Here is a 9,232-nt window from a genome sequence, read left to right as displayed (position 1 = left end):
TGACATCTCCACAGAGTTACGGCTGCCATGGCGAAGGGGAAACGCCCGGCCCCATTCCGAACCCGGAAGCTAAGCCCTTCAGCGCCGATGGTACTGCACTGGTGACGGTGTGGGAGAGTAGGACGCAGCCGGACAAACTTTAGAAACGCCCCATCGACTTCGGTCGGTGGGGCGTTTCGCATGTCCTTCCGCATGTCATTCTCAGCGGATCACCCCGTCGGGCGTAGGGTTGGCGCGTGCCCGAACTCATCTCAGCTCCAACCAAGATCCCGGTGCCCGGCGGGAAGCTCATCGAGGAGCACGTCGGCGCTGTCAACACGCCTGATGCCAACCTGCAGGCCTCCGTCTCGGTCGCGCACATGCAGGCACCTGCCGGCTGGTCCGAGCCGTACCAGGCTCCGGACTTTGATGAGATCACCGTCGTCCTGAGAGGTCAGGTGCTCGTCGACCACGATGCCGGCCGGCTCGAGGTCAACGCGGGACAGACCGTCGTGACCCGCGGCGGCGAACGGGTCCGCTACTCGTGCGGGCCCGAAGGAGCCGAGTACGTTGCGGTGTGCATCCCGGCATTCGCTGAGCAGTCGGCGCACCGCGAGGAGATCGCGTGACCCCGGAGACCGCGCGGGTGGCCCCGAAGGTTCTCCTCCACGACCACCTCGATGGCGGCCTGCGCCCGCAGACCATCATCGAGCTCGCCCAGGAGGCCGGCCACGAGGGGCTCCCGACGCGGGACGCCGAATCGTTGGGCACATGGTTCCGGCAGAGCGCGGACTCGGGTTCCCTGCCCCTCTACCTCGAGACCTTCGACCACACCCTCGCCGTGATGCAGACGGCCGGAGGCCTGCGTCGCGTCGCCCGTGAGTGTGTGGAGGACCTGGCGGCGGATGGGGTCGTGTACGCAGAGAGCCGGTACGCCCCTGAGCAGCATCTGGGCCAGGGCCTGTCCCTCGAGGAGGTTGTCGAGTGCGTCAACACCGGCTTTCGGGAGGGTGAGGCGTTGGTCGCCGCGAGGGGCGGCCAGATCCGGGTCACCGCGCTGCTCACCGCCATGCGCCATGCCGCCAAGTCCACCGAGATAGCCGAGCTCGCCGTTCGCTACCGGGACCAAGGAGTCTCCGGCTTCGACATCGCCGGCGCCGAGGCGGGCTACCCGCCCACCCGTCATCTCGACGCCTTCGAGTACCTGCGGCGCGAGAACTCGCACTTCACCATCCACGCGGGCGAGGCCTTCGGCCTTCCGTCCATCTGGGAGGCGATCCAGTGGTGCGGCGCCGACCGCCTCGGCCACGGGGTCCGGATCGTCGATGACATCAGCCTCGAGGGCCGCCCCTTCGCGGAGTGGCTGGACTCCCGGAAACACGACCCGCGGGCCCTCGCGGACGTCGACCTGGACGACGTCTCGCTGGGGCGGCTGGCCGCGTACGTCCGGGATACCCGGATCCCGCTGGAGATGTGCCCGAGCAGCAACGTCCAGACCTCCGCGGCGCTGTCGATCGCGCTGCATCCGATCACCTTGCTCAAGCGGCTGCGCTTCCGCGTGACTCTCAACACCGACAATCGGCTCATGAGCGACACGACGATGTCGAAGGAGGCCTTGCTCCTGGCCCAGCAGGCGGACTGGGACCTCGCCGATCTCAGATGGGTCACCATCAACGCGATGAAGTCGGCGTTCATCCCGTTCGACGAGCGGCTGGCGATCATCGAGGACGTCATCAAGCCTGGCTACGTGGCGCTCGGCCACCCGGTCTGAGCCGCGCTCGAGACATGGCTGCCAGAAGCCATGGCGTTCGCCTGGTCACAGGGCGGCGGCGATGGCGGCCTCGACGTGCAGGCGCGTCGTCGGGAAGACCGGCACCGGGGAGTCGTCCGGACCGACGAGCAGCTCGATCTCGGTGCAGCCGAGGATGATGCCCTCCGCCCCGGCGTCGACGAGCCTGCGAATGACGTCGCGGTAGACCGCGCGCGACGGTTCGGAGATCTGGCCGACGCAGAGCTCGTCGTAGATGATCCGGTGCACCTCGGCGCGGTCGGCCGCCTCGGGCACGATCACGGAGAGGCCGCGGGACTCGAGGCGGTCGCGTAGGAACGGCTGCTCCATGGTGTAGCCGGTGGCGAGCAGCCCGACCCGCTGCATCCCGGCTGCGCGCACCGCGGCAGCCGTGACGTCGGCGATGTGCACGAACGGGACGTCCGTCGCGGCAGTGATCGCATCGGCGACCTTGTGCATCGTGTTGGTGCAGAGGACGAGGAGCTCGGCGCCACCGCGCTCCAAGCCCCGCGCCGCCTCGGCGAGAAGCCGGCCCGAGGCGTCCCAGTCGCCGGCGGCCTGCATTCGCTCCACCTCCGCGAAGTCAACTGAGTGGAGCAGGATCCGTGCCGAGGCGAGTCCGCCGACGCGACCACGGACGATCTCGTTGGCGAGTCGGTAGTACTCCGCGGTCGACTCCCAGCTCATGCCGCCGAGCATGCCGATGAGTTTCACGGCATCGACCCTCCGCCAACGAGCCCGCTCACCTGCGACTCCGCCTCACTCGGGGTGACGCACCTGGCGCCATGGGCCTCGGCCTGCGCGATGATGGCCGGCTCGGCCCGGAACAGCGCGATGCCGCGCCGGAGCAGGATGTGCGGCGGCTTGCGTCGCTCGGCGAGGTCGCGAAGGAGCCTCAGCACGAAAGTGACCCACCGCGAGCGGCGCACGCAGAGGGCATCCGCCAGCAGCCCCTCTGCGGCAAGCGGTTCCGTGAGCCGTGCCGCAAAGAGGCCCTCTGCAAGCACGAAGTCGTCCGGGGCGCAGGTGAGGAACTGACGTCCGGTGACCCGGGAGGAGCCGATGTCGTAGGTCGGCACCTCTGCTGAGCCGGTGTCGACAAGCGTCCTGAGCGACGCCACGGCGGCCTGCAGGTCCCACGAGTCGATGTGGTCCCAGTCGGGGATCCCCAGCGGCGATCTCGGCAGGTCCGGGTCGTCGACCTCGCGGTAGAAGTCATCGAGGCGCACGACCGGCCACCCGCGCGCATCGCTGACTCGAGTGGCAAGTCGGCTCTTCCCGGCCCCACTGGGGCCAGTGATAAGGACGACCCGCCGGCGGGAACGTGGTGCACCACTGGACCGTATGCCGCTGGGCTCGCTTCTCGCACCACGTGCCCTCCCGTCCCCGCTGGGTCCCGCCTTGCCACGGTTCCCGCTGGCCGTCCTCGGTGTGCGGTCCCCGCCGGCCGTCCTCGGCGTGCTGGCCCCGGTCACAGGCCCTTGGGGTGCCACACCGTCTTGGTCTCGACGAAGGCACGGATCCGACCGAGGCCGGGGTCCGCCGACCAGTCCGGCTCGACGGCGACGCCGTCCACGACCTCGGGGCGAAGGACGCGCTTGAGGTTGCCTGCGGCCTCGCCCTCGAGCGCGCCCCACTCGACCCCATCGGCACCCGCGGCACCCGTCAGGTCGATCGCGTTGACGTCACGGTGCGAGGCGAGCCACGGCGCGACCTCCTGCGTCTTCGCCGTGATGAGGTTGACGACGCCTCCCGGCAGGTCGGAGGTCGCCAGGACCTCGCCCAGGGTGATCGCCGGCAGCGGGCGTGCGGCCGAGGTGAGGACGACGGCAGTGTTGCCCGTTGCGACGACGGGGGCAACGACCGAGATCAGGCCAAGTAGCGAAGAAGACTGGGGCGCAAGGATACCCACAACGCCCGTCGGCTCCGGCGCCGATACGTTGAAGAAGGGACCCGCCACCGGGTTGAGGTTGCCGAGAACCTGCGCAATCTTGTCCGTCCACCCGGCGTACCAGACGAGCCGGTCGACGGAGGCGTCCACGACTGTTCCGGCGGCGCGGGCGCTCAGCCCCTCGCCGGCCGCGACCTCTTCGACGAACTGCGCTCGACGTCCCTCGAGCACCTCGGCAGCGCGGTACAGCACCTGGCCCCGGTTGTAGGCGGTCGCCCCCGCCCAGCCGGACAGGGCTCCTCGCGCCGCGACGACGGCGTCGCGGACATCCTTGCGGGACCCCATCGACGCATTGGCGAGAAAGGCGCCCTTGGCGGACACTACCTCGTAGGAGCGACCGGACTCGCTCCGCGGGAACTTCCCGCCGATGTAGAGCTTGTACGTCTTGCGGACGTCGAGGCGGCTCATCGGCTGGCTCCCGTGGTCAGGGCTGCGGGCGTCGTCCTCACATAGGCGTCGAGGCCGTGGCGGCCGCCCTCGCGTCCGTAGCCGGACTCCTTGTACCCACCGAAGGGCGAGCTCGGGTCGAAGCGGTTGAAGGTGTTGGCCCAGACGACGCCGGCCCGCAGCTGGTCGGCCATCCAGAGGATCCGGGAGCCCTTCTCGGTCCAGACCCCGGCCGAGAGGCCGTACGAGGTGTTGTTCGCCTTGGCGACCGCCTCCTGCGGGGTGCGGAACGTCAGCACCGACAGCACCGGCCCGAAGATCTCCTCGGTCGCGACGCGGTGGGTCTGGGAGACACCGGTCAGGACTGTCGGTGGGAACCAGTACCCCCGCGCCGGCAGCGTGCACTCGGGACTCCAGCGCTCCGCGCCCTCGGCCACACCGGCCTCGACGAGCGAGGTGATCCGGTCGAGCTGGACCTTGCTGTTGATGGCGCCGAGATCGCTGTTCTTGTCCATCGGGTCGCCGACCCGCAGCGTCTGGAGGCGGCGCTTCAGCCGCGCGATGACCGCGTCGTGGACGCTCTCCTGCACCAGCAGCCTCGAGCCGGCACAGCACACCTGTCCCTGGTTGAAGAAGATGCCGTTGACGATGCCCTCGATCGCCTGGTCGATCGGCGCATCGTCGAAGACGATGTTGGCGGCCTTGCCGCCAAGCTCGAGCGTGGCCTTCTTCGAGGTGCCGGCGATCCGACGCGCGATGGCCTTGCCGACCTCGGTGGAGCCGGTGAAGGCGATCTTGTCGACGTCGGGGTGGTCGACGATGGCCTCGCCCGTGGTCCCGTCGCCCGTGACGATGTTGACGACCCCGGGGGGCAGGTCGGCCTGCTGGCACACCTCGGCGAACAGGAGCGCCGTCAGCGGCGTGGTCTCGGCGGGCTTGAGGACGACGGTGTTGCCGGTCGCCAGCGCCGGCGCGATCTTCCAGGCGAGCATGAGGAGCGGGAAGTTCCACGGAATGATCTGTCCCACCACGCCGTACGGTCGGGTCACGGTGCCTGGGGAACCAAGCCCAGCGGCATACGACAACTTGTCGGCCCAGCCGGCGTGGTAGAAGAAGTGTGCCGCGGCGATCGGGAGGTCGACGTCGCGGGTCTCCTTGATCGGCTTGCCGTTGTCGAGCGTCTCGAGGACGGCGAACTCACGCGAGCGCTCCTGCAGGATGCGGGCGATCCGGAAGAGGTACTTGCCGCGCTCGGCACCGCTGATCCGCCCCCACGGGCCTTCGAGGGCACGGCGGGCAGCGGCGACCGCCTTGTCGACGTCCTTGCGGCCGGCCTGGCTGACCTCCGCGAGGACCGTCTCGTCGGCCGGGTTGATCGACTCGAAGGTGTCCTTGGGCCGCGTGAAGGCGCCGTCGATGTAGAGGCCGTACGACTTCTCGAGGGTGACGATGCCGCGCGACTCCGGGGCCGGCGCGTACTCGAAGGTTGCCATCAGCACTGTCTCCCGGTCAGTCGAGCGTCACGTAGTCGGCGCCGGAGTAGGCGCCCGTCGCGAGCTTCTGGCGTTGCAGCAGCAGGTCGTTGAGCAGGCTCGAGGCGCCGAAGCGGAACCACTCGGGCGTCATCCAGTCATCGCCGGCGATCTCGTTGACGAGGACGAGGTACTTGATGGCGTCCTTGGAGGTGCGGATGCCTCCGGCCGGCTTGACGCCGACCTGGACACCGGTGAGCTCACGCCAGTCGCGCACGGCCTCGAGCATGAGGAGCGTGACAGGGAGGGTGGCCGCGGGGGAGACCTTGCCCGTCGAGGTCTTGATGAAGTCGCCCCCGGCGAGCATCGACAGGTAGGAGGCGCGCCGGACGTTGTCGTAGGTGACGAGCTCGCCGGTCTCCATGATGACCTTGAGGTGCGCCTCGCCGCAGGCCTGTCTGACCTCGGCGATCTGGCTGAAGACAGTGAGGTAGTCACCCGAGAGGAAGGCACCGCGGTCGATCACCATGTCGATCTCGTCAGCCCCGGCCTCGACGGCAGCGCGCGTGTCGGCGAGCTTGACGTCCATCGAGGCGCGCCCGGACGGGAAGGCGGTGGCGACCGCGGCGACGTGGATCCCGCTGTCGCCCAAGGCCTGCTTCGCCGTGGCGACCATGTCGCCGTAGACGCACACCGCGGCCGGGCTCGGAGTGGTCGGGTCGAGCGGGTCCGGCACGCGCGCCTTCGCACAGAGCGAGCGGACCTTGCCGACCGTGTCGGCGCCCTCGAGGGTGGTCAGGTCGATCATGCTGATCGCCGTGTCGATGGCCCACGCCTTCGCCGTCGTCTTGATCGAGCGGGTCCCGAGCGACGCCGCGCGTGCCTCGCAGCCCACTTGGTCGACCCCGGACAGGCCGTGCAGCCAGGAGGTGAGGGCGTGGTTGGTCAGACGCGAGACGCCGAGGAGTTCTCGCGCCTGGGCCGTGAGCTCCTGCGCGCTGCGCGTCGTGGTGCTGACTGTCACCCGGCGAGTCTACCCACGCGCCGCTCGTCCCGAGTCGGCCCAAGGCGATCGAGAGAACAGCTTTCGGGGTCCCTTGGCCCCGAAAGGTGTTCTTTCGATTGGGAGAGAGGCCCGAAAGGTGTTCTCTCGATCGGGAAGGGGCCCGAAAGGTGTTCTCTCGATTGAGGGAGGGGCCCGAAAGGTGTTCTCTCGATTGGCTCAGGGGAGGGCGGTGAGGCGCTCGAACTCGGCCCGGATCGCCGCCAGCCGGTCGGCCGCCGCTGTTCGCGCCCCAGCGAGGTCGCCCGCTGCCGGGACCGCCTCGATGACCTCGAGATAGACCTTGACCTTTGGCTCGGTCCCGCTCGGACGGACGATGACCCGCGACTGGTCAGCGAGGTAGTAGCGCAGCCCTTCGGTGGGCGGGAGTCCGCCGTCACCGGCCGAGAGGTCGTCCACGCGTGTGACAGCGACGCCCCCCACCGACGTCGGCCGCGCATCCCGCAGCTCACGCAGGACCGCCTCGGTCTGGCTCAGGTCCGAGACGCGGACCGAGAACGAGTCGGTCGCGTGCACGCCATGGGCGAGGGCGAGGTCGTCGAGCAGGTCGGTGAGATGGCGGCCCTGGGCCTTGGCCGTCGCCGCGAGCTCCGCGAGCAGCAGCGCAGCGCTCACGCCGTCCTTGTCCCTGACCAGATGGGGCGCCACGCAGTAGCCGAGAGCCTCCTCGTATCCGTAGCGCAGCCCTCCCACACGCGAGATCCACTTGAACCCGGTCAGGGTCTCCTCGTGCCGGATCCCGGCCGCCGCAGCGATCGCGGCGAGCAGGCGTGACGACACGATGGAGCACGCGAAGACGTCGCCGGGCCGCACCCCACGGTTCACGATGTGGGCGCCGAGAAGTGCGCCGACCTCGTCTCCGCGCAGCATCCGCCAGTCGCCGAGGGCCGGGTCGAGCACGGCCGCGGCGCACCGGTCGGCGTCGGGATCGTTGGCGATGACGAGGTCGCAGCGCTGGGTCCGGGCCTGGTCCAGGGCGAGGTCGATGGCGCCCGTCTCCTCGGGGTTCGGGAAGGCGACGGTCGGGAAGTCGGGATCCGGCACGGCTTGCTCGTCGACCGGGGTGGGTAGCTCGAACCCGGCCTGAAGGAACGCCGCCGCGACGGTGCCGTGCCCGACGCCGTGCAGGCTCGTGTGCACGCAGTGGAGGTCACGCGGTGAGTCCGGATCGACGACGGTGACGACCGCGTCGACATAGGCCTGGACCAGGCCCTCGCCGAGGGTCTCCCATCCCTCGGCGGCGAGGGGAACGCTCGCAACGGAGGGGACCGCGGCGATGTGAGCGGCGATCTGGGCGTCCGCCGGCGGCACGATCTGGCTGCCGTCGCCGAGGTAGACCTTGTACCCGTTGTCCTGGGGAGGGTTGTGGCTCGCCGTGACCATGACGCCCGCGTCGGCGCCGAGGTGACGGATCGCGAAGGCGAGCACGGGCGTGGGGAGGGGCTTGGGCAGGAGCAGGGCGCGGCCTCCCGCGGCGACGACGACCGCCGCGGTGTCCCGGGCGAACACGTCGGAGTTGTAGCGGGCATCGAAGCCGATCACGACGAGGGGGTCGTGACCCACATCGCCCTCGGACAAGAGGTAGGCGACGAGCCCCGCGGCAGCGCGGATGACGACGCTGCGGTTCATCCGGTTGGGACCGGCGCCCAGGGCGCCACGCAGTCCCGCAGTGCCGAACGCGAGCATGCCCGAGAAGCGGTCGGCCAGCTCGTCCCTTGCCTCGTCCGAGCCGGCCTCGAACCGGCCGATGAGCGAGTCGAGCTCGCCGCGGGTGGTCGCGTCGGGATCGTCGTCGCGCCAGGCCCGCGCGGCCGCGAGCAGGTCAGCAGAGGTGTCCGTCGCGGTCATCAGAGGCGCCTGACGATGGTGGAGAGCAGGTCCGCGCAGCGGCCGGAGGCCGCCTGACCGGCCTCGAGGACCTCGTCGTGGCTGAGCGGCTTGTCACTGATCCCGGCCGCGAGGTTGGTGACGAGCGAGATGCCGAGCACCTCGAGACCCACCTGCCGTGCTGCGATCGCCTCCAGTCCCGTCGACATGCCGACGAGGTCGCCACCGAGGATCTTGGCCATGCGGACCTCGGCGGGTGTCTCGTACTGGGGACCGCGGAACTGGACGTAGACGCCCTCGTCGAGCGTGGGGTCCACCTCGCGCGCGATCTCCCGCAGACGCGGCGAGTAGAGGTCGGTGACGTCGACGAAGTTCGGGCCCTCGATCGGAGACTGCGCCGAGAGGTTGATGTGGTCGCGGATGAGAACCGTCGTGCCCGGCTGCCACTGCGGGTTGAGGCCGCCGCAGCCGTTGGTGAGGATGATCGTCGAGCATCCGGCGGCACGGGCGGTCCGCACGGCGTGGACAACTGGGCGGACGCCGCGGCCCTCGTAGAAGTGGGTCCGCGAGCCATAGACGAGGGCGCGCCGCCCGGTGTCGCCGATCGCGACCGACTGCATCGTCCTCGAGTGGCCCTCGACGGCGGCTGCGTAGAAGCCCGGGACGTCGGCATTGTCCACCGTGGCCACCGTTTCGCCGATCAGGTCGCCTGCCTGTCGCCAGCCCGAGCCGAGGACGAGGGCCACGTCGTGACGAGCGGCTCC

9 protein-coding genes and 1 rRNA gene are annotated in these 9,232 nt (G+C 69.8%); 3 read left to right on the top strand and 7 right to left on the bottom strand.

The annotated features are described in order from the left end of the window. Window positions 1–17 precede the first annotated feature (17 nt). The 3 genes from rrf (at window position 18) to VJN29_RS10220 (ending at window position 1,750) form a co-directional block, all read left to right on the top strand. Window positions 18–134: ribosomal RNA gene (gene rrf, locus VJN29_RS10230) — 5S ribosomal RNA — on the top strand. A 102-nt stretch (window positions 135–236) separates the two neighbouring features. Next, a complete protein-coding gene (locus tag VJN29_RS10225; protein WP_324143524.1) occupies window positions 237–608 on the top strand; it encodes a cupin in 372 nt (123 codons plus the stop codon). After that, entirely contained in the window at window positions 605–1,750 is a 1,146-nt protein-coding gene (locus tag VJN29_RS10220; protein WP_324143523.1) for an adenosine deaminase, read from the top strand. Before VJN29_RS10225 ends, VJN29_RS10220 begins: the two co-directional genes overlap by 4 nt. A gap of 45 nt (window positions 1,751–1,795) precedes the next feature. On the opposite strand, the gene VJN29_RS10215 is transcribed toward VJN29_RS10220, so the two are convergent. The 7 genes from VJN29_RS10215 to VJN29_RS10185 form a co-directional block, all read right to left on the bottom strand. Then, window positions 1,796–2,482 carry an aspartate/glutamate racemase family protein gene (locus VJN29_RS10215; RefSeq protein WP_324143522.1) on the bottom strand — a complete coding sequence of 229 codons (687 nt, stop codon included), beginning with the start codon at window positions 2,480–2,482 and terminating at the stop codon, window positions 1,796–1,798. Beyond that, complete coding sequence (locus VJN29_RS10210) at window positions 2,479–2,997, bottom strand: ATP-binding protein (RefSeq protein WP_324143521.1); 519 nt, start codon at window positions 2,995–2,997, stop codon at window positions 2,479–2,481. Before VJN29_RS10210 ends, VJN29_RS10215 begins: the two co-directional genes overlap by 4 nt. Before the next feature lie 242 nt (window positions 2,998–3,239). Next, window positions 3,240–4,127, bottom strand: a complete 888-nt coding sequence (locus VJN29_RS10205; protein WP_324143520.1) for an aldehyde dehydrogenase family protein — start codon at window positions 4,125–4,127, stop codon at window positions 3,240–3,242. After that, on the bottom strand, window positions 4,124–5,599 hold the full coding sequence (locus VJN29_RS10200) for an aldehyde dehydrogenase family protein (RefSeq protein ID WP_324143519.1): 1,476 nt from the start codon (window positions 5,597–5,599) through the stop codon (window positions 4,124–4,126). The genes VJN29_RS10205 and VJN29_RS10200 overlap by 4 nt, the downstream gene beginning before the upstream one ends. 16 nt (window positions 5,600–5,615) lie before the next feature. Continuing rightward, window positions 5,616–6,602: a deoxyribose-phosphate aldolase gene (gene deoC, locus VJN29_RS10195; RefSeq protein WP_414654340.1), complete on the bottom strand. Its 987-nt coding sequence runs from the start codon at window positions 6,600–6,602 to the stop codon at window positions 5,616–5,618. Between the two features lie 198 nt (window positions 6,603–6,800). Further along, window positions 6,801–8,489, bottom strand: a complete 1,689-nt coding sequence (locus tag VJN29_RS10190; protein ID WP_324143518.1) for a phospho-sugar mutase — start codon at window positions 8,487–8,489, stop codon at window positions 6,801–6,803. Further along, a partial coding sequence (locus VJN29_RS10185) for a purine-nucleoside phosphorylase (protein WP_324143517.1) occupies window positions 8,489–9,232 on the bottom strand: 744 nt, incomplete at its 5' end. The genes VJN29_RS10190 and VJN29_RS10185, both read right to left, overlap by 1 nt.

This window comes from Intrasporangium sp. (assembly GCF_035280925.1).
In the GTDB taxonomy this organism is placed as follows: Bacteria; Actinomycetota; Actinomycetes; order Actinomycetales; family Dermatophilaceae; genus Intrasporangium.
The sequence above is the reverse complement of the archived record's forward strand: the minus strand, read 5'-3'. Positions and strand labels throughout refer to the sequence as shown.